We start from the raw sequence: 25,469 nt of genomic DNA, 5'->3' as shown, positions 1-25,469 counted from the left end.
ACCGAAGCTGCGTTAGGAGAGGAGAAGCGGTGGCCGACCAGGACATCAAGATGCTCATCGAGCGCATTATGGCCGAGGCCCGGACCCATCAGTCCGCCCGCTTCTCAAACGAAATCTACGCAGACGAGCCGATTCTCAAAACCGGCCGACAGATGCAGAATTTCCTCCCCGACCAATACCGCAAGATGCGCGAGATATCGCGCTGGCAGGATGACCCCAAGGGCGGCGCGGGCCGCTGGCTATCGGAGGCCGAGCTTTTCTACCGCCAAGGCTTGCTGATGGCCGACTTTGAGGACGACTGTCCCTACAACGGCACCTTTAAGTCGTACTTTCCCACCTACAACGCCATGAGCGACCGGCAGTTGCGCGGCTACTTTACCTGGCGTGCCCAAGTGCGCCGCGGAACCGTCGAGGAAACGTCTACGTCCTTTGCCTTTCTGTATCTCTATGAGCTGATTTGCAGCATTGGCGTAGATGACCCGCTCGATGGTTTTAACAAGATCAAGGCTTTTTGGGATGTCTATCGCGCCTTCGAGCCCGGCATCGACCGATTTGCACGCGTGTGGCTGCAGGATTACGCCGTATTCCACGGGCTCGACCCCAAGCTGCTTCGTGACTCTAAAACCGTCATGTTCGATAACGCCCTTATCGAGCTGCGACGCGCGGCACGAGACCTTGTCCCAGCACCGGCACCGTCCGGCCAGACCCCTAAGCGTCGCAAAACCTCCGAGCCCACGCTCCCCCTTCCGCCCGATGAGGTGCGCGAGGAGCGACTCATGGCTGCCATCGACGCACTCTCCACGTACAACCTAAGTAACTCGCGGCTCGACCGCAGCCACCACCGCGATCTGCGCCACGTGGCATGCGCCGTGTATGTCCGTATGGCGCGCTACTATGACACGCACCGAAAGACCGGCATCGTGGCGAGTTTATTTGGGGAGGAGACGGCCATGCCCTACACCATGTTTGCCTCGGCCGTATTCTTTGCGCCCGAGCGCCACGAGGACTGCGAATACCGCCTGGATCCTATCCATATCTACCGTTGCCAAAACGGCTTTTGGGAATGCATGCGTATCCACGGTAGTAGGCAAAAGAGCAGCAAGCTCGGTGAAATGATGCGCGCCTGCGACCAACGCCTGCGCCTGGCGCTGGACCCCGCCCATCCCCTTAAGGAAGAAAAGGTCCCCAAATATCTGGCCAAGATTATCGATGACGAGATTGTGGCATGGCTTTCGTGGGACGCCGCACACCAGCCCGTCAAGATCGATATCGATCTGAGTCAGCTGGGGCACATTCGGAGCGCCGCTGCGCAAACGCGCGAAGCGCTTTTGATCGACGAAGAGCGCGAGGACGACGCATCCGCAGAAGCCGAGGCAGCGGGCTCAGGGCAACCGGAAGCCGAGCCCGTAGCCGACTCGACGGTCGAGGCGGTCGCGGCACCCATTCGGCAGGACTTGACCGACGAGCCGAGCATATCCACCGAACAGTTTGGTGTCGTGGCACCGCTTCTTGCGCCGACGCCCGCGTTCGCAGCTGCTGCGCCCGCTGACGCCACAAACGAACTCGCGCCTGCCGCAAACGCCTATCTCAGCGCACTGCTCGAGCACAACGCAGTACAGGCGGAATCGGCGGTAGTGCAATCGGGGCAGAGCGAGGACATGCTCGTCGATACCATCAACGAGGCGCTCTTTGACCTGGTGGGCGACACCGTAATTGAATTTAGCGCGGCAGGGCCGCAGATTATTGAGGACTACGAAGCAGACGTGAGAGGATACCTAGACCATGAGTGATACCGCATCCGCAGCACCCCGCGTGCCCAAGCGCGTCGCTGCCGTCATTCTCAACTCGCTCAAGGGCGGCGTGGTCCCGCGCATCGGCCTTCCTTACATCACCGTAGGGCGCGAGGTCGAGATCCGCGCCCTGCTCACCGATCTGAGTCTCATTGCCGACGGTGGCGCAAGCTTCCGCTTTCTGGTCGGTCGCTACGGAGCCGGCAAGAGCTTTTTGCTCCAGACCATCCGCACGCACGCCATGGGCGAGGGATTCGTCGTCGCCGATGCCGACCTATCCCCTGAGCGCCGCCTGCAGGGCGGCCAGGGACAGGGCCTTGCCACCTACCGTGAGCTCATCCGTAACATATCGACTAAAACGCGCCCCGAGGGCGGTGCGCTCAACCTAATCCTCGATCGCTGGGTCGCCTCCTGTGCCGACGCCGACGAGTCTGCCGTCAATGCCCAACTGGCCCCGCTCGAGGAAATGGTCCACGGCTTCGACTTCACCCGCATGCTCCACCGCTACCGCGCGGCCGTATCCGAGGGCGACGAAGAAGCTATGAGCCGCGTGACCAAATGGATTCGCGGCGAATACCGCACCAAGAGTGAGGCACGCGCTGAGCTGGGCTCCTCGACCATCATCAGCGATGACGACTGGTACGACTACGTTAAGCTCATTGCACGCTTTTTGGTCTGCAGCGGCTACAAGGGTATGTTGGTGCTCATCGACGAGCTCGTGAATCTGTATAAGATTCCCAACGCCATCACGCGCCAGTACAACTACGAGAAGATCCTGACCATGTACAACGACACACTCCAGGGCAAGGCGCAGTACCTGGGCATGATCATGGGCGGCACGCCAACCTCCATCGAAGACCGCCGCCGCGGCGTGTTCTCCTACGAGGCCCTGCGCAGCCGACTCGCTCAAGGCCGCTTTGCACGCGAGGACCTTAAGGACATGCTCGCGCCCATCATCCGTCTGCAGCCACTCACCTACGAGGAGCTGCTGGTGCTGATCGAAAAACTCATGCAAATTCACGCCGGCTACTTTGGCTGGACGCCCACGCTTACCGAGAACGACTTGGTGGACTTCCTCAAGATCGAGTTCGGTCGTGTGGGAGCCGACACACATCTGACGCCGCGTGAAGTCATTCGCGACTTTATCGAGCTGCTCGACATCCTATGCCAGAACCCCGACGCCAACGTAGCCGAGCTGCTGCAAAGCGTCGGCGGCGACGCGCTGGCGCCGGCAGCAGCAACAGGCGACACCGGCACCGCAGGCGGTGACCGTAACTTCGCCGAATTCACCATCTAACCTGCCAAAAAGGGATAGGTTTATTTTGGCAGGTTTTATCTGGGCAAACGTTGAAGCGGTAATGCAGCAAGCCACTGCCCGCCGCGTTGAGAGATTCGCTTTTGAAAGGAGGCCTCGTGAACGCCTTTGACCGCTACGCCCCGTTTATCCAAGACTTCATCTACTCCCACGATTGGGAGAGCCTGCGCTCCATCCAGGTTGCGGCGGCAGATGCCATCTTCAACACGCAAGACAATGTGCTCCTGACGGCCTCCACGGCATCTGGCAAAACCGAGGCAGCCTTCTTTCCCATCCTGACCGAGTTTTGGGAGAACCCGCCCGCAAGCGTGGGCGCCCTCTACATTGGCCCCCTCAAGGCGCTCATCAATGACCAATTCGTCCGCCTCAACGATCTGTGCGAAGAAGCCGATATCCCTGTCTGGCACTGGCATGGCGATGTCTCGCAGTCGCACAAGGCTAAGCTCATCAAAAAACCGAGCGGCATCTTGCAGATTACGCCCGAGTCACTCGAGGCGCTCCTGATCCATAAGCACATGGCGATCCCTCGTATGTTCTGCGACCTGCGCTATGTGGTTATCGACGAAGTCCATTCGCTCATGCGCGGCGACCGCGGCGGGCAGACGCTCTGCCTTATCGAGCGGCTCTCGCGCATGGCAGGCGTGCAGCCCCGCCGCATCGGTCTGTCGGCAACCATCGGCGACCCCGAGCGCACGGGCGCCTTCCTGTCGCAGGGGACGGGACGCAACTGCGTCATCCCACGTTTTGAGGAGCCGCGCCGCGTGTGGCGCATCTCCATGGAGCACTTCTACAACTCGGGTCCCCAGGCGCAGCAGCGAGGATTCGCGAGTACAGGTCCGCAGGAAGCCGAAGTGCTCGCATGCGAGCGCATCGAGGCGGTGGCGCCCACGGCACTGCCCGCCGGCGCCCAAGACATGCGTCACAGCGGGCAGCTCACACAAGAGGAGCGCCGTCAACGTCGTGAGCGGGCACGGGGCAAGGCTGCCCCCAAGGACCGTCGCACTTCCTCAGCCCCCGAGGGCGAAGTCGACATCCCGCAGGCAACCGAACAGGCACTGCTCAACCCCACCGACACCGCACCCGACAACGCCGACCCCGGCATGGGCTACATCTTTGAGCATACCCGCGGCCGCAAGTGCCTGGTCTTTGCCAACTCGCGCGAGGAGGCAGAGGCCGTGTGCTCCATGTTGCGCAGCTACTGCGAGAGCCGGCACGAGCCAGACCGCTTTCTAATCCATCACGGCAACCTTTCGGCATCGCTGCGCGAGACGGCCGAGGAGCTCATGCGCGACGAAGAGCAGGCGCAGACGACCGTCACCACCTCCACGCTGGAGCTCGGCATTGATATCGGTCGCCTGGAGCGCGCGTTCCAGATTGACGCGCCGTTTACCGTCAGCTCCTTTTTGCAGCGCATGGGGCGCACAGGCCGTCGCGACCTTCCGCCCGAGATGTGGTTTGTCATGCGCGAGGAAGAACCCGAGCCGCGCACGATGATGCCCGAAACGATACCCTGGAAGCTCCTGCAGGGCATCGCACTCGTACAACTCTATCGCGAGGAAAAGTGGGTCGAGCCGCCCGAGCTCGATCGACTCCCCTACAGCCTGCTCTACCACCAGACCATGTCGACGCTCGCCAGCACCGGCGAGCTCACGCCGGCCGAGCTTGCTCAGCGCGTGCTCACGCTCAGCTATTTCCACCGCGTCTCGGCCGATGACTATCGCGTACTGCTGCGCCACCTCATCAAGATCGACCACATCCAGGTCACCGAGGGCGGTGAGCTCATCGTGGGTCTCGCGGGCGAGCGCATCATTAACAACTTTAAGTTCTACGCTGTGTTCCAGGAAAACGAGGAGTTCACCGTTCGCAGCGAGTCGGCCGAGTTGGGCACGATCGTCAATCCGCCACCGCCCGGTGAGCGCATCGCCATAGCCGGGCACTGCTGGATAGTCGAGGAAGTGGACTGGAAGCGACACACCGTCTTTGCCACGCAAGTCAAAGGTCGTGTGCCGGCATACTTTGGCGACTGCCCCGGCGACATTAACACGCATGTACTCGAGCGCATGCGCAAGGCGCTCAACGAGCACGCGGCATATCCGTACCTCATGGGCAACGCACGGGCACGCCTTGCACAGGCTCGTCATACCGCCGAGATTTCGGGTGCGGGGACCAAACCGCTCATCAACCTGGGTGGCGACACCTGGGTGCTCTTCCCCTGGTTGGGCAGCTACGCCTTTCTGGCGCTCGAACGTATGCTCAAGATTAAGTGTGCCGCGGAGCTGGGCCTTCGCGGGCTCGATCCGTCGCGTCCATACTTTATGCAGTTTAAGATGAAGGCCGACGAGGAGACGTTCTTTGAGGTGCTCGCAGCCGAGGCCGAAAAGGACTTCGACCCCATCGAGCTCGTCTATCCCGGCGAGGTGCCTTACTTTGATCGTTACGATGAGTTCGTTCCCGAAGAGCTCGTGCGCAAGGGCTTTGCCGAAGGCGTGCTCGACATCGAAGACATGAAGCAGCGCGTTCTCGGCTGGCGCGACCACGCCTAAGACCAGTCTTTTTTGGGACGGGGCTTGTTGAGCTACTTTGGGCATGACCAAGAAGTAGCTAAAAGAGCCCCACCACAAACAGACTGGTCGCAGGGAGACGTGCTAGTCGTGGAGAGCAGTGCCGAGGAAGTCGGTGTCGAAGGGCACAGCTTCGGCAAAGACATAGTCGCCGTCGCTGGCGATGAGCAGGTAGTTTTCCTCGCCGCCGAACTTCGCATCGCCACATGGGACCACCCAGGCATGGGCGAATACCTCGAGTGCCGTGGCAGCGCAGTCGCGCAGGAACGTCACGTCGCTCCCCTCGTTTGCGCTCACGATATTGGCGACGTAGACGCCACCAACATTTAGGCTGCCCCGCACTAAACGCAACGCCTCAACCGTCGCCAACTCGCGTACGGGCTCGGCACCGCCAAAGCAATCGCTCACGACCGCGTCATAGCGACGATGGCCCACGCTCGTCACACCCAGATACGAGCGAGCCTCAGCGGTTATCACCCGCAGGCGATCGCCCGCCGCGCGCTCCAGCTCGTCTAGGTAGAACCAGCGGCGCGCCAGGCGCGTAATCTCTCCGTCATACTCGATGACGTCCATGCGCAAGCCCTCGTGCGACATCAGGGCGAATTTAGGATAGGCAAACCCGCCGCCGCCCAGCATAAGAATGCGGTCGATACCGTGACCATAAGCGTCGCGCATCGCATCCTCGGCCTCAAACACGTCGTTAAACGCGCGATAGTACGCAAAGACGGGCTCCGCCCAGCGCTCACCAACGTAACTCGCGCTTTGGTAGACGCCGCCTTGCACCAATACGCGGACTTCGTCGCCGCCCTCGTCGTGCACGCGTTTCACACGCGCCAAGCCATTGCGGGTTCGCGCAACCTGCAGACAGGCAGCACGAACAGCGACGGCGGCCGCACCAAGCGCCGCGGCTCCCAGAGCAACGCCGGCAACGACGCCGGCAGAAACACTCGGCTTGTTCATCTAGAGCTCCTTTTGCAGATAAAGGCCATGGTCATAAAATCCAAGATGGCGATAGTACTCGCGCGTGCCAATCGCGCTAATCACGTTGATACGCGCATAACCCGCATCCCGGGCAATCTCGCACGCACGCTCTACGAGCAAACGCCCCAACCCGTGATGTTGCGCCGCCTGGCCCTGATCGCCCACGCGCGCCGCCATGCCATACACGTGCACCTCGCGAATCATCGCCTCGTCCGGCGTCGTCGGCAACTCGTCCGCATGTGCGGCAACAAACGAATGGTCGGGCAGCGACAACCGCAAAAAGCCCGCGATCTTGCCCCGCGGCGTCACCCACTGCAAAAAGCGCTCGTGAGTCACCGGCGTCTCGTACGCCACTTCCTCATCAAGAGAAAGCTCATCCAAGTCGGCACCCGCGGTACTGATCTCGCGATAGCGAATCTCGCGCACCACTGTGCCTTCTCCACGAGCCGCCAAGCGATTCTCGACGAGCTGACGCAGGTTGGGCTTCTTGTTGCCCACCATGATGTCATCGGAGCTAAAGTCGCGGATCATGCGACTGATGCGGCAGAACGCCGGCGTCACCACGATGTCATCGGCCAGTACATCGAGCAGCTCCTCCTCGGTATAGGGACGCCACTTGCCACGCTCATAGCAGCCCACCAGACGCGAGCCCTCGATGAGTGCACACGGATAGACTTTGACCTCGTCGGGCATAAAGGCCCCCTCGGTCACAAAGCGCTCGTAGTCGCGCTTGTCCCCTTCGGGCGTGGCGCCCAGCAAGTTGAGCATAAAATGCGCGTGAATCTTAAAGCCAAACAGGCGCGCAAGCGAAAACGCCCGCTCGATCTGCGCCACCGAAATGCGCCGCTCGTTGATATCGAGCAGGTGCTGGTCGAGGCTCTGGATGCCCATCTGGATCTTGGTGCAGCCCAGGCGGCGGATAAGCGTGAGGGCCTTCGGCGTTACGGCATCGGGGCGCGTCTCGATAACGAGTCCCACCACGCGATGCTTCGCCGTCTCGTTGATGCGCTGTTGACGTTCAAGCTCCTCCATCGTTGCCGTCTGCCACTCGGCGACTTCGCCCCACGGCGTACCGGGGCCGTACAGACGACGCACCGCACGGTTGTAGCCGCCCACGGCAGCATCCACACGCCCCTGGTCGTCGGCAACGCCGGCAGCAAGCTCGACCTCGTCTGTCGCAATGCCGGCTGCCCGATAGCGCTCGCGACGCTCCGCTACCACCGGCGGCAGGGCATCGGCGGGAGCGTCATCGAGCAGGCGCCCCGCCTCGGCACGACTGATGCCCGGACGCGCCAACATGGGGTTTGCCGCCACGCCGGCGACGGCATCGTCATTGAGCGCACGGAAAAGCTCCGACATAAACCACGTCTGATACCCTTCCGGATAGTCGCTCCAGGTGCCACCGAGCACGATGAGCTCTATCTTATCGGTCGCATGCCCCATCTGCGAAAGCGCCGTCAAACGGGCGCTCACCTGCAGATATGGATCGAAGCAGTTTTGCTCTGCACGGGCGCACGCCGGCTCGGCGTGCAGATAGCTTTTGGGCATGCGCAGGTCGTTGGGGCAAAACAGGCAATCGCCCGAGCACGGCCACGGCTTGGTGATGACGGTAATGGTCGCTACGCCCGAAGCCGTGCGACGAGGCTTCATGCGTAGCACCTGCAGCAGTTGACGCTCTAGCTCGGCGTCGACATTCCATACCGTCCAACGAGCCGGCTCCTCGCGCTTCACCCGCTGGTAAAACGGCAGCAGGCGACGCTTGGCCAGATCGCGCTTGTCGGCACCCTCACGGCGTGCCTCGGCATGTATCAGTTTGACGAGCGCTTTGTCGTCCACGGTCTCGCCGCGACGCAGAGCCTCGAGTATGTTCAAGATAATCTGTTCCATGCCCCCATTGTAAAGGCAAAGGCGCCGAAGCCAATCTCGGCTTCGACGCCTTCACCAAACAGCGCGTCTATATCTTCGCCTAGGCTTTCGTCTGCCTCACTACTCCGAATCAAACGACATGTCGCCCGAACCGACCTCAAAACGATACGTGGCAGACTTATCGCCGTTATCGAATTCAAGATTCAAAACGGTCTCGCCGTCGTAGCCAAGCGGAAGGAAATCGCTCTCGAAGTCGCCGCTGCCCAAGGTGAGGCTCGCCTTAAAGCCCGTCGAGTTCGGAACCGTCATCTCCACATCGCCCGAGCCCACGCTCACGTCCATCGACTTCGCGGGGGCCTGGTAGAGCTCGAACGTCACATCGCCCGAACCGACCTCGGCATTCAGGGTATCGGTCACGGTACCCGTAAACTCGACGTCTCCCGAGTCCAAAGTCAGGTTGAGGTCATGACACGCAATGCCCGCGACCGTCAGATCACCCGATCCCACATTCGCTGTGATGCCCACCATGTTATCGGCAACATCGCGCGGCAGTTCGACGGTAACCGTGCGGTCAATGGCGCGCTCGTCATCGCAATCGAACTGGCGAATCTTGAGCGTAGAACCCTTGATTTCGGCCAGGTTCTGGGTTGCCGCATCGAAGGCAACGGTCCCCGTTGCCACGCGACCGCTTTCAATTACGCGCACTGGCCCGCCGGAGACGTGTTTGACCTCGACCGTGCCCGACGTCACGTCCAAATCAAGCGATGTGAACGCGTCGGCATCAAACGTTTCGCTCGAAAGCTGTTGAGGCCGAGCGGAATAGTTACCGCTATCCAAAAGATCGTCCTCGTCAAGCGCATCGTCCATACCAGACAAGCCGGATACAACATCGTCGAGATCCCACGGGCCATCAAAATGAATCAATGTCCGCGAAACGCCAAAGACAAGCCCAACAATGAGCACAAACGCTCCGATGCCAACACCCAGGCGTACCTTGGATTCATGCGAAAGCTTCATCATTCGTCACCCTCTTTGGCACATGGCTCAGCGGTGGTCGTGGTAGCCACGTCAGCATCGGGTTCCGCAGAAGCATCCTTCCCCTGGGCCTTGATCGCCACCGACGCCGGACCAACCTGAATATCCCCGCGCGCCCAATCACCATCGAGCGCACGCGCCACCCAGTGATAGATGGGAATCGTAAAGAAGATCAGCGCGGCAAAGGGGCCGGCACCAAACAGGAACATCAGCAAAAAGAACAGCAGCCAGCACACGGCCCAATACGGGAACGACTGGAACGGGCCCTTCACCGGAGTCGAGCCAACCGCGGTGCCACTCGTCGCCTGCGCCGTAGCGGCATTGGCGGCCTGCGCACTCCAGCTTGCCGCCTGCGCCGCCTTGGCTGCGGCATCACTTGCCTGCGTAGCTGCCTCCGTGGCGCGTGCCGCCGCCTCATGGGTGCGAGCACGCTCTGCCGCCTCGGCCTCGCGCTGACGGGCGCGGTCCTCGTTCTCAAACTCGATATCGTCCTCGATCTCGTCGCTCGGATTGAGCAGCTCGTCCAGGCTCACGCCATAGAGTTTGGCGAGCGAGATCAGGTTCTCGGTATCGGGCGAGCTCTCCGCGCGCTCCCATTTACTGACTGCCTGGCGCGACAGCCCCAGCTTTCGCGCCAGCCCTTCTTGGCTAAAACCCTTGCTGCGACGAAGGTCGGCGAGCCGCTGCGCAGTTTCTACATTCATGGTTCCTCCTATGTGATGCCAGCCGTGCCGCCGGACCGTTTTTGTTCTTAAGGCGCCTTGCACAGTTAAAAATCTATCCGCCACCGCCAAGAGCATGCCACCTATTCTAGTGAGATTTTTGACAACCGGCGGTTGCGGGCACATATGAGCTGCGGAAATGTGTCCAAACAAAGCAATGACCCACAGCTTGGTTGTCCCCGTTGCGGCGTTAACGGTAGTATGGTCGTACTGTTTATTCCGCACCGCCAACGGAGGGAGTCCCGCGCCGTGAACCGCGATTTCGCCTCATCGCTCATCCAGCTCAACAACACGTTCTATCGCGAGCACTCCGCCTCCTTCTCCGATACGCGCCAGGCCCCGTGGCCCGGCTGGGTACGCACCATGGACATCGCGCTCGGGCAGCTCGACGTCGCCACGATCGAGCATCCCGTCCGCGTCTTCGATCTCGCCTGCGGCAATATGCGATTCGAGAACTTTGCAGCCGGCGGCGCACTTGCCGCCAAGGGTGTCGACGGCGCAAACCCCTCGGCAGATGCCAGCTGCCCGTTTGAGTTCTATGGCGTCGACTCGTGCCAAGACCTGGCCATCGATGCACATGGCCACGCGCTTCGCATTCCCAACCTGCACTTCCAGGAACTCGACGTGCTCGACGCCCTCATGAAGCTCAACCCCGCCGAAACACCCGACGTGCTTTTCGACGCCCCGCTCGCCGACATCTCGGTCTGCTTTGGCTTTATGCACCACGTGCCGTCGTGCGAGTACCGCGTACGCGTGCTCGACGCCCTGGTGCGGCAGACGCGCCCGGGCGGCATCATCGCCATCAGCTTTTGGGAGTTTATGAACGATGAGCGCATGGCGCGCAAGGCCGTTCGAGCCGAAGCCCGTGCCGAGCTCACCCCGCCGTTTGAGGGTTACGATTCCGCGCAGTTTGAAGCCGGCGACCACCTCATTGGCTGGCAAAACGACCGCCACGCCTACCGCTATTGCCATCACTTTGACGATCAGCAGATCACCGACCTGGTGCGCGGCGTCCGTACGTTCTACAAGAGCGGCGAGGTCCCCGTGCGTGAGCTTGAGCGCTTCCATGCCGACGGTCGTAGCGGCGAGCTCAACCGCTATGTGATTCTCAAGCGCCTGTAGGCATCGACGACTCGCCGCCGAGCCGCACCGCATCTTCCGGGCAAACTATGCCCGCCCTTTTTCAATCCATTGACGGAACGTGCAGCTATGCGTTCCATACTTATGACCAAGGAGCCTCATGGGAGCCGTCCACGTTCGCACGCCTAAGAACTTTGTGCTCGAGGAGCGCCTGGAACGCTACGCCGATGCGATTGAGACAAACCCCGAGGCTTATGCCGGAGATTGGCGCAAGGCCTGTGCGCCCGCAGGCAGCAAGCCCTTCGAGCACCTTCACCTGGATCTTGGCTGTGGCAAGGGAACGTACCTTGTAGAGCGCGCCCACCGCGAGCCCGATGCCCTCTTTATCGGCATGGACCAGGAGCCCATCTGCATCGCCTATGCCGCGCAGAAAATCTGCGAACAGGGGCTATCCAACGCACTCGTCCTGCCCCGAGGCACCGCATCGCTGCCACGGCTGTTTGCCGCAGGCGAGCTCGATGCCATCACCATTAACTTTCCCACGCCGCAGCCCAAGGCCAAGTACGCTAAAAAACGACTCGTCCATGTCGACCATCTGATGCTCTACCGCCCGCTCTTTGCAGCCGGCGCTACCGTCACACTGCGCACCGATAGCAAGCCGTTGCGCGATTACGCCCTGGGACAGTTTGCCGCGGCCGGCTACGATACGCTTTGGGTAAGCGACGACGTCCGCCGCGACCATCCCGAGCATCCCGAGACCGAGTACGAGCGCCGCACGCGCGAGATGGGTGCCGCCGTCTATGGCATTTGCGCTACGCCCGGCGCGGAACCCATCGAAGAGCAGCTCGCGGCGGGCCGCGCGCAGGAGCAAAGCCTTACCTGCTACCTGCCCGAAAACCTCGATGAGCTCACCTATGTACCCCTGGGCATGGAAGAAGCCGTCGAGAACTTTAGAAACCGTGCTCGCAAAGGCAAAAAACGCCTGCCGCAGGGGTCCTAGGGGCTTCTGATGGTCGCGGCGTCGGCAAACAAGTGAAAATAGGCGCCAGCGAACGACCCTCAAACCTAAGTGAGTAGACTTTTTTGCAATAGCCAAGCACAACCCGCATAACGAAAACTAAAACCGCAGGTAGAACCCTTGCGCAAAAGCCATGTGCTCGCGACATTGAAAAAAGTCTACTCACTTAGCTGGCGACTGCACCAAACGGCTGGGCAGAACGCCCATTTCCTGCATTTTCTCGCGCGCTGGCACCCCACGCCGCTGCTACGCCATAATAGTTGGCGGACAATCGCGAGAGAAAGCAAACACATGACACAGACCACGACAGATACCGCCGCCAGTACCGTCTCCGGCGCCGGGGCCGCCAGCTCATTCTCGGGCGGCACGGGAACCGAAGCCGAGTTCGGCTCGCTCGGCGCGCTCTCCCCCACCTGGTGGGAGCCCGAGGACGGCAGTGAGCCCGAACCGTGGCTCACGCCCGATCAGGCCTTCGAACGCTTCTTTGAATGGACGAGCAGCCGCGGCATCGAGCTGTGGGGTCACCAAGAAGAGGCCCTCATGGACCTGGCCGCCGGCGATCACGTCATTTTGGGCACACCGACCGGATCGGGTAAATCGCTCGTCGCGCTGGGCATGCTCTTTATGGGCATGGCGCAGGGCAAGCGCTGCTATTACACGGCCCCCATCAAGGCCCTGGTCAGCGAAAAGTTCTTCGATCTGGTACAGGTACTCGGCCGCGATAACGTTGGCATGATCACCGGCGATACGCACATCAACACTAAGGCGCCCGTCATCTGCTGCACGGCCGAAATCCTTGCCAACGATGCACTGCGCGAGGGCGAGGGCGCCGACGTGGGCTGCGTGGCCATGGACGAGTTCCACTACTTTGCCGACCCCGACCGCGGCTGGGCATGGCAGGTGCCGCTGCTCACCCTGCCCCACACGCAGTTTATGCTCATGAGCGCCACGCTCGGCGATGTCACCGCGATCGCCGCCTCGCTCGAGGAACACACCGGCGCTGCTTGCGACTTGGTTGTCGACGCCCCGCGTCCTGTTCCGCTGAACTACGACTATGTGACGACCTCCCTCGAGGGCACCGTCGAGCTCGCTATGCGCCGCGGCGAGGCCCCGCTCTATATCGTGCACTTTAGCCAGGATGCCGCCCTTGCGACGGCACAGTCGCTCGCCAATTTTGGCATCGCCAGCAAGGAGCAGCGCGAGGCCATCAAAGAGGCGGCCAAGGGCACGAGCTTCTCGACGGCCTTTGGTAAGATTCTCAAACGCCTGCTTGGATGCGGCGTCGGCGTGCACCATGCTGGCATGTTGCCGCGCTATCGCCTGCTGGTCGAGCGCTTGGCGCAGCAGGGCCTGCTGCCCGTCATCTGCGGTACCGATACGCTCGGCGTCGGCATCAACGTGCCCATCCACACCGTGGTGCTCACCGCGCTCACCAAGTTCGACGGCTACAAGATGCGTCGCCTGCGCGCCCGTGAGTTCCATCAGATCGCTGGTCGCGCCGGCCGTTCGGGCTTCGATACCGAGGGCATGGTCATCGCCGAGGCCCCGGAGCACGAGATCGAGAACGCTAAGCTCATGGCCAAGGCGGGCGACGACCCCAAGAAGCTCCGCAAGATTAAAAAGAAAAAGGCCCCCGAGGGCTTTGTCACCTGGAACAAGCAGACCTTTGAGCGCCTGATCGAGACGCAGCCCGAGACGCTCAAGCCGCGCCTTCGCATCACACACTCCATGGTGATTAGCGTGGTCGAGCAGGGCGGCGATGCCCGAGCCCGCGTACACGACCTCATCGAAACGAGCCTGCAGACTCCCGAGGAAAAGGCCAAGCTCGAGGTTCGCGCCGACGAAATCTTCGCCACACTCATCGATTCCGGCGTCGTCGTTCGCACCGAGGTGCCGCCCGCGCCCGACGCTCCGGCTGACGCCGCGCCGGACATCGACTACGCGCTGACGGTCGATCTGCCCGAGGACTTCGCACTCGATCAGCCGCTCTCGCCGTTCTTGCTTGCCGCGTTGGAGCTGCTCGACCCCGAGAGCGAGACCTATACCATGGATCTGATCTCAATGGTCGAGGCAACGCTCGAGGATCCCAAGCAGGTATTGCGCGCACAGGAGCGCGCCGCGCGCGACCGCGCGATGGCCGAAATGAAGGCTGACGGCGTCGATTATGAGGAACGCCTGGAGCGCATCCAGGATGTCACCTACGAAAAGCCGCTCGAGGACTTGCTCGATGCCGCCTTCGACAAGTACTGCCAGGAAGTACCCTGGGCCAACGACTACCAGCTCTCTCCCAAGAGCGTCCTGCGCGATATGCTGGAAAGCGCGAGCGATTTTAAGGGCTATATCCAAAAGCTCGGCATCGCCCGCTCCGAGGGCATTTTGCTGCGTTACCTGGCAGAGGCCTACCGTTCACTCGACCGCACCGTGCCCATCGAGAAGCGCGACGAGCGCCTGCGCGACATTATCTCGTGGCTGGGCTTTGTGGTGCGCTCGGTGGACTCGAGCCTGGTGGATGAGTGGGAGAACGCCGGCAACCCGACAGCCCTCGATGCTGCGCCGCCGCAGGGCATCGACGAGGTCGTGGCGGACCGTCGCGGCTGCACGCTATTGGTGCGCAACGCGCTCTTCCGCCGCGTGACCCTTGCCGCCCGCGAGCACGTTCGCGACCTGGGCGAGCTCGACGACGACTGGGGCATGAGCGAGATCCGCTGGCAAAAAGCACTCGACGCTTACCACGAGCAGCACGAGGAAATCCTCACCGACGGAGATGCCCGCAGCGCCGCGATGTTTTCCATTGACGAGTCCGACGAGAAGACCGCGCACATATGGCACGTGCACCAGATCTTTGCCGACGAGGATGGCGACCACGATTTTGGCATCATGGGCGATGTCGATCTGGACGCCACGCAAGACGGCGGCGAGGTCATCTTCAAAAACTACCGCGTCGGCTTTATCGAGGACCTGCTCGAGGACTAGCCGAACATGCTGGAACGAAACAAGCGGGGCCGTTGGCAATATCGCCAGCGGCCCCGTTTTTTGCGCGATACGCTATCCCCTACTCGGTATCCTCGACCTCATACGAATCCGCCTCGGCTGGCTCATCGTTTGTCTCTGTCGCAGCCCCGCGCGCCTCGTCAAACGCGGCCTTCATGGTCTTGTTGCCCCACGTGAGCTTGCGAATGGTAAGATCGTCGGCCTTCTTGTTGGCTAGGCGCAGATTGTTCTCGGAGGACAGCAACGCCTCCTTGGTTTTCTGCAGATGGCTAATCGTCTTGTCGATCTCATCAATCGCCGTTTGGAACTTGCGGCTCGCGATCTCGTAGTTGCGACCGAAATCATTCTTGAACTTTTCCATCTTGGCTTCGAAGTTCGTGACGTCGATATTCTGCTGTTTGTACTCCGCCAGTTCCTGCTTATAGCGCAGCGAACCCATGGCGGCGTTGCGAAGAAGCGTGATCATGGGAATAAAGAACTGTGGGCGAATCACGTACATCTTCTCGTAGCGATAGCTCACGTCCACGATGCCGGCGTTGTAAAGCTCGCTCTCGGGTTCGAGCAACGTGCAGAGCACCGCGTACTCGCAGCCTTTTTGGCGGCGATCGTGATCGAGCTTCTTAAAGAAGTCCTCGTTTTTGTGCTTGGTCGCAGTCTCGTCGTTCTCGTTTTTCATCTCGAACATAATCGAAATGACCTCGTTGCCGCTCGCGTCGCACTCGCGGAAGATAAAGTCGCCCTTGGTACCCTCGGACGCATCGTTATCCTTCTCGAAGTACGCGTTAGGAAACGCCGTCATGCGCAGACGGTTAAACTCGGTCTCACAGTGCTGCTCGAGCGACTCGCCCACCATCTTGGTGGACAGGCGGACCTTCATGTCCTTAAGGCGCTCGATCTCTTCATCCTTGTAGCGAATCAGGTCATCGCTCGCACGCTTGGCCTGCGCAAGCTCGAGCTCGTGTGCCGCCTTGGCCTGCTCCTCGCGAGAATCGCGCACTGCCAGCTCGCTCGTCAGTTTGGCACGTGCCTCATCGCGCTCACGCTCCGCCGCGGCGACCGCCTCTGACAGGTTCATTTTTGCCATCAGTTCCTGCTCGCGCAGCTGGGCACGCAGGCCCTCGGCCTCTTGCTCGGACTGAGCCTTTGCGGCGGAGAACTTCTCTTGCACCTTCGCGCGATAGTCAGTAAGCGCGCGCTCGGCCTCGCTGCGAGCGGCATCGAGCTCACGCTGCGACTCTGCCGCGGCAGCGGCAAGCGCCATCTCCTGGGCTTTGTCCGCCGCGGCGAGCCTGGCCTGCAGCTCGGCAATCTGAGCGTCGCGCGCAGCTAAATCGTTTTGAGCAGCGTTGCGCGCCGCCGACTCGGCAAGCTTTGCTTCGTCATCTTTGCGCCCAAGCTGCGCACGCAGGCTATCAATCTCACGCTGGAGTTCGGCATTTTCCTTTTGAGCATTGGCTCGTGCCTCTACCGCCGCGCGCTGGCTTGCACTCTCGCGCTCTGCGGCAGCGCCCTCGAGCTTAGCGCGCAGCTCGGCAAGCTCAGCATCGCGCTTGGCAACCTCTTGCGCCAGTTTCTGATCCGCAGTGTTCTTCTGCTCGACAAGCTGAGCGTTGCGCTGAGACTCTGCCTTTTGCAAGGCAGCCGTCGAACGCGAGCGCTCAAGCTCCAGCGCTTGCTCGCCCTCGCGCTGGACTGCCTTCACACGCTCGTCCAGGTCGCGCGAAAACTCGGCATCGCGTACTTGCTTGACGATATCCGCATAGCCGGACGCATCGACCTTAAAAACTTCGCCGCAATGCGGGCACTTAATCTCGTTCATAGCAGCTCCTCGATGGACGCAAATTTCGACCGCCTACACTCTACCGCGCCGCACGGACAAAAAAGGCGCCGCCGCCATAATGGCAACGGCGCCAGAACCACCACAAAGGTGCCTGTCCCCTTTGTGGTGGTTTGAGTGACAGTTTGAAAATTACAGTCCAAAATAGCCGAGGATTTGATCACGACTTACGGGCTTGTAGTCATTGGCGTCGAGGCCCACATCGTAGCGGTAAATGGGGCGCTCGCGATCGCGGTTGCGTGCGTTGGTGCGGTCACCCCTGCTGTGGATATGCCCATGCAGCATAATGGCGCCACGTGCCTTGCCGTTCCAGCTGAGCATGGGGTAGTGGCTCATCACCAGACGATGACCCTTGGCATAGCCGGGAGCAATCTCCAGGTAATCGCGCACGTCTTCCCAAATTTGCGGGGCGTCGGGATCTTCCCAGTCGCCGTCATGGTTACCGCGGATGAGCGTCGCATTCTTGCATTCGATACGCTCGCGCAGGCGCACCGCCTCCGCCATGGGCAAGCGATACGTAAAGTCTCCCAGGATATAGAGGCGGTCGTCCGCAGCCACGCACTCATTGATGGCATCGATGACCTTGCGGTTCATCTCCTCGACCGAATCAAACGGTCGATCCATGTCGTGCAAGATATTCGTATCGCCCAGGTGCAGGTCGGCGGTAAACCACATCATCGTCTATGCCCTCATTTCGCAATGCATCCAACTCGTGCTAAGTATACAGACACAGCGATGCGGCGGTTAGCCAAAGAGCCCGCCGAACAGTCCGCGGCGGCACTCGTCCTTTTTATTCGAACCTTTGCCCTGGGCGTTCTTATCCTTTTGCTTTTTGCGATCCTGCTCCAGCTCATCGTCATCGAGTAGCATATCCCACTCAAACGGATCATCCGTCAAATCGAACAGGTCATCGTCGTCAAGCATGGCAGCCTCCCTTACCGATTAGCGGGCATCCACCACATAGAGGCCAACGCGCACCTGGTGCCACGGGCTGCGCTCGGGGGCAACCTGTTGCACGCGGGCCTCAAACACGTCCTCGTGGCCGTAATACATCATCAAGGACAGTGGACCGACCTCGTTTCCCGGAACGCAGCCAAGTTTGGTCTTGCCATAGTAGATCGCAACTGCCTCGGGATCATGGGGATTATCGCGCTCGGCACACAGTGTCAGTTTATCGCCCGCTTTAAGATCGCCTAGGACCAAAGCGCCGTCGGCATATTGAAATCCTGCGATATGAAACGACAGAAGAACACGCGAAGGCTCGTACATAGCAGCTCCTCTAACGGCCGGATAAACCGGTGTGTAACCTTATTGAGAAGTCTACGGTCCCGTGCGGACACAAATACATCCTGTCTGCGTCCTTCAATCGTTTGCCTCAACGCTTGCGCGACAGAACGCTTGCAGATAAGATAGGAACACGGATGGCACCCGTTGCCGCGGGTCTTGCCAACTCCGATACACGTTTTCATCGTGAGAAGTGGCCGTCTTCGCTTACGCGGGGGCGGCTATTTCATTCGGCCGATAAACAGACCGAGTTCGATAGCCGCAATCAACAACGCCAATAACGAAATAACATCGCTTACGTTCATACCAAATCCCTTCTAAAGGGAGTTGGCCCATCCGTGCTCCATAACAGTAGTCTAACGCAAAATGCAGGTAATAGGAACACTTGTTCGTATTACCTGCGCCCTTTTCTAATGCACAAACATGCGCACGAACTTGTGCTTCCAGCTTGCGTAGGGCGCATACCGAAACGGCACGTCCAGCCAAGTTGCCTTGTTCACGATACTCTTCTTGTGGCTAAACGTATCGAAGCTCTCGCGTCCATGGTACTGCCCCATACCGCTCGCGCCCATGCCGCCAAAGCCCATATGGCTCGTAGCCAAGTGCATGATCGTGTCGTTGACACAGCCACCGCCAAAGGGCACGTAACGCACGAAGCGCTGCTGAACTGCGCGGTCCTGACTAAAGATATACAGGGCCAGCGGCGTCGGACGATCCGTAATAAACGCTTCGGCCTCGTCTAGGCTCTCAAACGTCAGCACCGGCAAGATGGGACCGAAGATCTCCTCCTGCATCACGGCGTCATCGGGGGTCACGCCGTCTAGGATCGTCGGCTCAATCTTGAGCGACGACTCGCGCGCCGTGCCTCCCAGCACGACCTTATCGGGATCGATCAGCCCGCGCACGCGCGCAAAATGCTTAGCATTGACGATATGCCCGTAATCCTCGTTATCGAGCGGATGCTCGCCAAACATACGGCGGACCTCTTCCTTGATGAGGCCCAGCAGCTCGTCGTGCACGCGCGTATCGACCAGCAGGTAGTCGGGCGCCACGCAGGTCTGCCCTACGTTGAGCCATTTGCCAAAGGCGATACGCCGTGCCGCGACCTTCAAGTTTGCCGTCGCATCCACGATGCAGGGGCTCTTGCCGCCCAGCTCAAGCGTCACGGGCGTGAGGTTTTTACTCGCGCGCTCCATGACGAGCTTGCCGACCGGAACGCTACCGGTAAAGAAGATCTTGTCCCAGCACTCATCGAGCAACGCTTCGTTCTCGGCGCGCCCGCCCTCGACAACCGTCACCAGGCGCGGATCAAATGCCTCTTCACAGATTTGCTTGAGCACCGCGCTCGATGCCGGAGCATAGGCACTCGGCTTGATGACCACGGTATTGCCCGCGGCAAGGGCGCCGGCGAGCGGCTCGAGTGTTAGCAAAAACGGGTAGTTCCACGGAGCCATGATGAGCGTGACGCCATAGGGCACGGCTTGCGTTTTGCACGCGCTCACGGCGTTGGCAAGGTCACACGGACGCAGGCGCGGACGACTCCATCGAGCCACGTGAGCGATCTGATGACGAATCTCGGAAAGCGACGTGCCGATCTCGCACATATATGCCTCGTCATGCGACTTTCCCAAATCGGTCTTGAGTGCATGGGCGATATCGGCCTCGTGCGCCCGTACCGCATCGCGTAAACTCACGAGCGCGCGACGTCGGGCATCAACATCAAACGTAGCGTGCGTTTTAAAGTAAGTGCGCTGATCGCCGACGATGCGCGCAATTTCCTCGGTGTTCATGGCACCCTCCTAGTTCTCGTCCTCAAACATACCACCCGCGACGACCTCGTACATACGCTCGAGCTCCAAGCGGTCCATCAAAAGCGGAACGGGGTACAGCGGATTGGCCTCGGCATCGGCATGCGCCGCCATCTCGGGAATGTCGGAGCGGCGAATGCCCGAGACATATTTGGGGATTCCCAGGATCTCGTTCATGCGGTCGACCCAATCGATAAAGGCCTCGGCCGCAAGACTATCCTGCGCGGTAGCCGGCGCAATGCCCGCCATGCGAGCAAGATCGGCAAGCTTGGGGGCGGCGGCGTCACCATAAGCGCGAAGCATGTGCGGCAGGATGATCGCGTTGGCCAAACCGTGCGGAATTCCGTATCGGCCGCCCAGACTGTGCGCGATGGCATGCACATATCCGACATAGGAGCGGGTAAACGCAACGCCCGCCTTATACGCCGCCGAAAGCATATTGCGACGAGCGCGCATGTCGTCACCATGTTCATAGGCCTCGAGCAAATTGTCGTGGATAAGCTGCACCGCCTGTCGCGCCATCTTGCGCGTATAGGGCGTGGTGCTTCGCCCGATAAAGGCCTCAACGGCATGCGTCAGGGCGTCCATGCCCGTCTGCCCCGTAATGGAAGCGGGCAAGCCGCACGTAAACTCGGGGTCGTGGACTGCAAAACGCGGGATGAGCACAAAGTCGTTAATGGGGTATTTGTAGTGCGTCCCGTCATCGGTAATTACCGCCGCAAGCGTGACTTCGCTTCCCGTACCGGCGGTAGTGGGAACGGCGATGAGCAGCGGCAGGCGACGATGAATCCGCAGCAGGCCACGCATCTTGTTGATGGGCTTGTTTGGCTGCGCAATGCGTGCGCCCACGCCCTTGGCACAGTCCATGGCCGAGCCACCGCCAAAGCCGATAATGGCCTGGCAGGCGCTCTCTCGATACAGGGACGCCGCTTCTTCCACGTTTGAAACCGTGGGGTTTGCACGCGTTTCGGCATAGACCGTAACGCCAATCCCCCTGCATGCGAGCGCCGTCTCGAGCGGTGCCGTGAGCCCCAGACGGGCAATGCCGGGATCCGTCACGATAAGGACCTTCTGGATCGAGCGCTTTTGAAGCACCGCGGGCACATCCTCGGCATGCTCTAAAATGCGCGGCTCGGTATAGGGCAGGATCGGCAATGCAATGCGAAAAACCGTCTGATATGTTCGGCACCAGGCACGACGGGCTAGATGCATAAAGGAAACTCCTTCATTTGTTGATAGGTCAACATTTGCTCGCCCGATTGTACTCAGCGGCGGTCAAAGACGGCCTGCCAATCGTTAATCAATCAACATCTTCATATCTCAAAATTGTTTTATTAAAAATCATTCCTAATAGGCTTCACATTTGGTTGCATTTATGGATAATAGAACTCGTCAAGACGCACGTCCGGAGAGGGCCCTTACGGGACCGGACGAGCGCACAATCGCCATCGATCGAAAGGATCGAATCATGAAGTTTGTTTGCCCCGTTTGCGGTTATGTGGAAGAGTTCGACGGCGACCAGCTGCCCGAGGATTTTAAGTGCCCCCAGTGCGGCGTTCCCGGTTCTCGTTTCCTGAAGCAGGAGGAGGGTCAGCTCGAGTGGGCTGCCGAGCACGTCGTGGGCGTCGCCAAGATGGAGGGCGTCTCCGAGGACATCGTTGCCGACCTGCGCGCCAACTTTGAGGGCGAGTGCTCCGAGGTCGGTATGTACCTGGCCATGGCTCGCGTCGCTCATCGCGAGGGTTATCCCGAGATCGGCCTGTACTGGGAGAAGGCTGCCCACGAGGAGGCCGAGCATGCCGCCAAGTTCGCCGAGCTCCTGGGCGAGGTCGTGACCGACTCCACCAAGAAGAACCTCGAGATGCGCGTTGAGGCCGAGAACGGCGCCACCGCCGGCAAGACCGATCTTGCTAAGCGCGCCAAGGCCGCTGGCCTCGATGCCATCCACGACACCGTGCACGAGATGGCTCGCGACGAGGCTCGCCACGGCAAGGCTTTCGCCGGCCTGCTCAAGCGCTACTTCGGCTAAGCCAGCAACCTGAGACATAACCTCTAGCTCGATGAGGCCCGGACCGCATGGTTCGGGCCTTTTTCGTGCCTCATAAACTTGTTAACTACCTGAAATAGGACCGCCTTCGGCATCGGCTTCTCGTCAAAAACTAAGTGAGTAGACTTTTTGGAACTTGCCGAGCAGACCATCCATATCACTTTATAAAGCCGCAGGTAAATGCCTTGTTGCAAAACGACCTAGTCGCCAAAGTGCCAAAAGTCTACTCACTTAGATTCGCAGCCGTCCACGATCGAGCCATTTTGTGTCTAACGGGCATCTTTCCGTCGATTACTCCCAATTTTGTCCAGTCAACGAATAGTTCAGACCTGAGTAATGTCTCAGCCCTTTGCTCATCTGAGCTTTTATCACGATATTCAGCATCGAGCATCCTGCATACGGCCTTAACGATCGCGCGGAATCTATCCTCATCCGATATCTGTCTGTGTGTCAGGAGAAGCACATCGTAGCCCATGGCCTGAAGGGCCGTCATGCGGTCAGCGTCACGCAAGCCATCCCCTGCGCGTCCGTGCGAGGCCTTTCCCTGACATTCAATGGCCACCTGTCGCCTGCCGTCCGGCGAAGACAGAAGTATGTCGATATATACACGGGACTTTCCCACAATCGCTCGAGCACTTGTGCTTAGCATCACTTCAACATTAAGCTCTATGTCGCAAAAGCCTACGCCTCCCAGGGATCGCGGCAGTGCAAGTAGCAAATACGCCTCGACCTCAAAAGGCGACGCGGCACCCAATGGAACAAGTTGCGACACCGTCCTAAATCTATTGCCGTAACGTATCCCGCAAACATCTGAACAAAAACGGTCAAGGTCTCCGCCCAAAACCAAAGCGTCTCGACGCCATAAATTTGAAGCGGCGCCGCTCTCGGACGGGCAGCGCACCCAACCGAACGTTGTCGAAATCGCACCCGAATCAATTGCACGCGAAAGCTCCGCCTCGAGTGCCGTCGGCAGGGCGCACACCGCAAACAAGCCGCACATCTCCGCCAATACAAAAAGAAGTTGGAGATCCGTCAGATGCCGCGACATGATAAATGCCGTCAGTAGAGGAGACGTAACCAAAAATCCATGCTCCGTTTCCAGCACGGATTCCCTGGGGAGCTCACCAAGAAACAGCCGCTGCTTAATGCTGGCAGGGCAAGTCCGTTTGTTTCTCGTCCGAACCAATGTATACAACGGAAAACCGAGCGCAACCGCAGCTGTCGGGTTGCGGGCGAGATCATATCGCTGCCGGTCTTCTTCCGGTCGTGGAAGCGGCGGGCACAAAGCGCGGACTTGAGGAGGCAAACGCCAGTACCTAAAAGCCGATATGTCACAAAGTAGATCCTTCATAGGCACAGGAAAACACGGATTTCAACCCAGTCGGTCTCCCATTGGCGCAAACGCAACAAAAATGGCACCGAACGGACTGCTAAGTTTTCAACAGCCCTCCCCAACTGGCCAAAAGCTTGCCAAGAGCTGGACGAAGCCCTGTTGAAAACTCATTTTTTCTCATGCGGAAGCTTTGCACGGCAAGTGAGTAGACTTTTTGGAACATCCCGATCAGACCGGTCATCCTGCTTCTCAAAACCACAGGTAGATAGCTTGTGGCAAAACGGCCTGGTCGCCAAAGTACCAAAAGTCTACTCACTTAGATTGCAGAGCTCCCCCATTAGCTGCAATTCCAAGGTATTAAGCACTTTCGGACTCAGGTCGTCATACTGGACAAGAATTTGAGTTGAGTTTTCAGGAACAAATGCGCCATCGGCGCACCAATAACAGTCACTGATATCGATGAACGGAATGCCCGAGCGCGTGAGAGCCCGCGCAAAAGAGCTTCCGCCCGTTCCGCGCTCCGCAAATACAGTGCAGTAAAGACCCGCGTCTGCATGCTCAATCGAGACCTCCCCTGCCGGAAACGCTTTCCGCACAAGCGACGCCAGGCCATCACGCGCCTCGCGAGCACGAACGCGTACGCGGTTCGCATGTCGCTCGTAATCACCCGATTCCAGCAAACGAGCCAAAGCGACCTGGTCAACAGAACTCACCGACGAGGCGTAAAAACCAAGGTTGCGCCTAAACCGCTCAATTAGCTCATCAGGCAACACCATGTACGCTAGACGCAACGCCGATGAAAGGCTCTTCGAAAACGTGTTGGTGTAGATGACCGATTGAGCGGCATCGATCGACGCGAGCGCGGGAATCGGCTTGCCGGCTAGACGAAACTCGCAATCAAAGTCATCCTCAATGAGATACCGACCTGGTCGCTCGGCGGCCCAGCTCAGCAGCGCATATCGGCGCGCAATGCTCGTCACAAGGCCGGTCGGATACTGATGGGACGGCATCAGGTGAAGGACATCGGTCCCGCTTTTCTGCAGAGTGTTCAAGTCCACGCCCTCATCATCCAACGGGATATGTCGAACTTTGCAGCCCATAGCCTGGTAGATGCGCGTCAGACGCAAATAGCCCGGGTCCTCAACGGCATACACCTTGTCAGCGCCAAGCAACTGAACCAACATGGTATCGAGCAGCTGGGCGCCCGCGCCGATAACAATGTTATTAGGATCGATATTCATGCCCCTTGTCCCGCGCAGATGGTGAGCAATTGCGCGTCGTAGCCGAGCGGTGCCCTGTGCCGGTGCGGGCGAAAAGATCTCGCGTTCGTCTTCGGATGCCAGCGTCGCCCGTAGCGCGCTTTGCCAAAGTCGCGCCGCCTCCAAAGCGGAAGGAGAAAGTGCGTCGAATCGCTCGACCTGTCTGTTGACATCATGCGCGCTGGGGCCCACAGAGACGGCATCTCGGTCGATACTCCCCGTAGCCAAAGGCAAAACTGGTGCATCCGGAAGCTCGCAAGCGTAGTAGCCACGACGCGGCATTGAGCAAATATAGCCCTCGGCAAGTAGCTGGCTATATGCATTCTCGATGGTAATGACACTGATTCCCAGATGGCTGGCAAAGGCGCGCTTAGACGGAAGATGCTCCCCCGCCGCAATGCGCCCAGCAACAATATCGTCTCGAATTTGCTGGTAAACATATTCATAGAGCGATGCTTCGCCGCGTTTTTCCAAATTGTAGTCAAGCATGAGCATATCACCTGACCTTATTAAGCCATTCAATCTGGTATTAGTCTGACCTT

20 protein-coding genes are annotated in these 25,469 nt (G+C 59.7%); 7 read left to right on the top strand and 13 right to left on the bottom strand.

The genetic code is table 11. The features are described 5' to 3' along the window. Positions 1-29: 29 nt before the first annotated feature. From DWZ01_RS04670 to DWZ01_RS04660, 3 genes are all read left to right on the top strand, one after another. Positions 30-1,790: a TerB N-terminal domain-containing protein gene (locus tag DWZ01_RS04670; RefSeq protein WP_233504605.1), complete on the top strand. Its 1,761-nt coding sequence runs from the start codon at positions 30-32 to the stop codon at positions 1,788-1,790. Beyond that, on the top strand, positions 1,783-3,087 hold the full coding sequence (locus tag DWZ01_RS04665; RefSeq protein WP_117769809.1) for an ATP-binding protein: 1,305 nt from the start codon (positions 1,783-1,785) through the stop codon (positions 3,085-3,087). Before DWZ01_RS04670 ends, DWZ01_RS04665 begins: the two co-directional genes overlap by 8 nt. 116 nt (positions 3,088-3,203) lie before the next feature. Then, positions 3,204-5,648: a DEAD/DEAH box helicase gene (locus DWZ01_RS04660; RefSeq protein WP_117769810.1), complete on the top strand. Its 2,445-nt coding sequence runs from the start codon at positions 3,204-3,206 to the stop codon at positions 5,646-5,648. A 102-nt stretch (positions 5,649-5,750) separates the two neighbouring features. Here the strand turns inward: DWZ01_RS04660 and DWZ01_RS04655 are convergent, their stop codons facing one another. From DWZ01_RS04655 to DWZ01_RS04640, 4 genes are all read right to left on the bottom strand, one after another. Further along, positions 5,751-6,626 carry a spermidine synthase gene (locus DWZ01_RS04655; protein ID WP_117769811.1) on the bottom strand — a complete coding sequence of 292 codons (876 nt, stop codon included), beginning with the start codon at positions 6,624-6,626 and terminating at the stop codon, positions 5,751-5,753. Then, positions 6,627-8,534 carry an elongator complex protein 3 gene (locus tag DWZ01_RS04650; protein ID WP_117769812.1) on the bottom strand — a complete coding sequence of 636 codons (1,908 nt, stop codon included), beginning with the start codon at positions 8,532-8,534 and terminating at the stop codon, positions 6,627-6,629. Positions 8,535-8,633: 99 nt separating this feature from the next. After that, positions 8,634-9,533, bottom strand: coding sequence for a DUF4097 family beta strand repeat-containing protein (locus DWZ01_RS04645; RefSeq protein ID WP_117769813.1), 900 nt, complete (start codon positions 9,531-9,533; stop codon positions 8,634-8,636). Next, entirely contained in the window at positions 9,530-10,252 is a 723-nt protein-coding gene (locus DWZ01_RS04640) for a helix-turn-helix domain-containing protein (protein WP_117769814.1), read from the bottom strand. The genes DWZ01_RS04645 and DWZ01_RS04640 overlap by 4 nt, the downstream gene beginning before the upstream one ends. 267 nt (positions 10,253-10,519) lie before the next feature. On the opposite strand from DWZ01_RS04640, the gene DWZ01_RS04635 reads away from it, so the two are divergent. From DWZ01_RS04635 to DWZ01_RS04625, 3 genes are all read left to right on the top strand, one after another. Next, complete coding sequence (locus DWZ01_RS04635) at positions 10,520-11,392, top strand: hypothetical protein (protein ID WP_055250686.1); 873 nt, start codon at positions 10,520-10,522, stop codon at positions 11,390-11,392. A gap of 118 nt (positions 11,393-11,510) precedes the next feature. Next, complete coding sequence (locus DWZ01_RS04630) at positions 11,511-12,350, top strand: tRNA (guanosine(46)-N(7))-methyltransferase TrmB (protein ID WP_117769815.1); 840 nt, start codon at positions 11,511-11,513, stop codon at positions 12,348-12,350. Positions 12,351-12,659: 309 nt separating this feature from the next. Next, on the top strand, positions 12,660-15,341 hold the full coding sequence (locus tag DWZ01_RS04625) for an RNA helicase (RefSeq protein WP_117769816.1): 2,682 nt from the start codon (positions 12,660-12,662) through the stop codon (positions 15,339-15,341). Positions 15,342-15,420: 79 nt separating this feature from the next. Here the strand turns inward: DWZ01_RS04625 and DWZ01_RS04620 are convergent, their stop codons facing one another. The 6 genes from DWZ01_RS04620 to DWZ01_RS04595 form a co-directional block, all read right to left on the bottom strand. Next, positions 15,421-17,178, bottom strand: coding sequence for a DUF2130 domain-containing protein (locus DWZ01_RS04620; RefSeq protein ID WP_117769817.1), 1,758 nt, complete (start codon positions 17,176-17,178; stop codon positions 15,421-15,423). A gap of 150 nt (positions 17,179-17,328) precedes the next feature. Then, positions 17,329-17,874, bottom strand: a complete 546-nt coding sequence (locus DWZ01_RS04615; RefSeq protein WP_117769818.1) for a metallophosphoesterase — start codon at positions 17,872-17,874, stop codon at positions 17,329-17,331. A gap of 66 nt (positions 17,875-17,940) precedes the next feature. After that, the gene (locus tag DWZ01_RS04610) at positions 17,941-18,120 is read right to left on the bottom strand and encodes a hypothetical protein (protein ID WP_117769819.1); all 180 of its coding nucleotides are present in this window, start codon (positions 18,118-18,120) and stop codon (positions 17,941-17,943) included. Between the two features lie 18 nt (positions 18,121-18,138). Continuing rightward, a complete protein-coding gene (locus tag DWZ01_RS04605) occupies positions 18,139-18,465 on the bottom strand; it encodes an HIRAN domain-containing protein (protein ID WP_117769820.1) in 327 nt (108 codons plus the stop codon). Positions 18,466-18,890: 425 nt separating this feature from the next. Further along, positions 18,891-20,270, bottom strand: coding sequence for an aldehyde dehydrogenase (locus tag DWZ01_RS04600; RefSeq protein WP_117769821.1), 1,380 nt, complete (start codon positions 20,268-20,270; stop codon positions 18,891-18,893). 9 nt (positions 20,271-20,279) lie between these two features. After that, a complete protein-coding gene (locus tag DWZ01_RS04595; RefSeq protein WP_117769822.1) occupies positions 20,280-21,500 on the bottom strand; it encodes an iron-containing alcohol dehydrogenase in 1,221 nt (406 codons plus the stop codon). A gap of 253 nt (positions 21,501-21,753) precedes the next feature. On the opposite strand from DWZ01_RS04595, the gene DWZ01_RS04590 reads away from it, so the two are divergent. Further along, positions 21,754-22,317 carry a ferritin family protein gene (locus DWZ01_RS04590; protein ID WP_070097113.1) on the top strand — a complete coding sequence of 188 codons (564 nt, stop codon included), beginning with the start codon at positions 21,754-21,756 and terminating at the stop codon, positions 22,315-22,317. 241 nt (positions 22,318-22,558) lie between these two features. Here the strand turns inward: DWZ01_RS04590 and DWZ01_RS04585 are convergent, their stop codons facing one another. From DWZ01_RS04585 to DWZ01_RS04580, 3 genes are all read right to left on the bottom strand, one after another. Beyond that, positions 22,559-23,440, bottom strand: coding sequence for a hypothetical protein (locus tag DWZ01_RS04585; protein WP_117769823.1), 882 nt, complete (start codon positions 23,438-23,440; stop codon positions 22,559-22,561). 325 nt (positions 23,441-23,765) lie between these two features. Next, the gene (locus tag DWZ01_RS10710) at positions 23,766-23,909 is read right to left on the bottom strand and encodes a hypothetical protein (protein ID WP_158556896.1); all 144 of its coding nucleotides are present in this window, start codon (positions 23,907-23,909) and stop codon (positions 23,766-23,768) included. 67 nt (positions 23,910-23,976) lie between these two features. Then, the gene (locus DWZ01_RS04580) at positions 23,977-25,422 is read right to left on the bottom strand and encodes a PLP-dependent aminotransferase family protein (RefSeq protein ID WP_117769824.1); all 1,446 of its coding nucleotides are present in this window, start codon (positions 25,420-25,422) and stop codon (positions 23,977-23,979) included. Between the last annotated feature and the right edge of the window lie 47 nt (positions 25,423-25,469).

Origin of the sequence: Collinsella sp. AF28-5AC (genome assembly GCF_003457875.1) — a bacterium.
Taxonomy (GTDB): domain Bacteria; phylum Actinomycetota; class Coriobacteriia; order Coriobacteriales; family Coriobacteriaceae; genus Collinsella.
The sequence above is the reverse complement of the archived record's forward strand: the minus strand, read 5'-3'. Positions and strand labels throughout refer to the sequence as shown.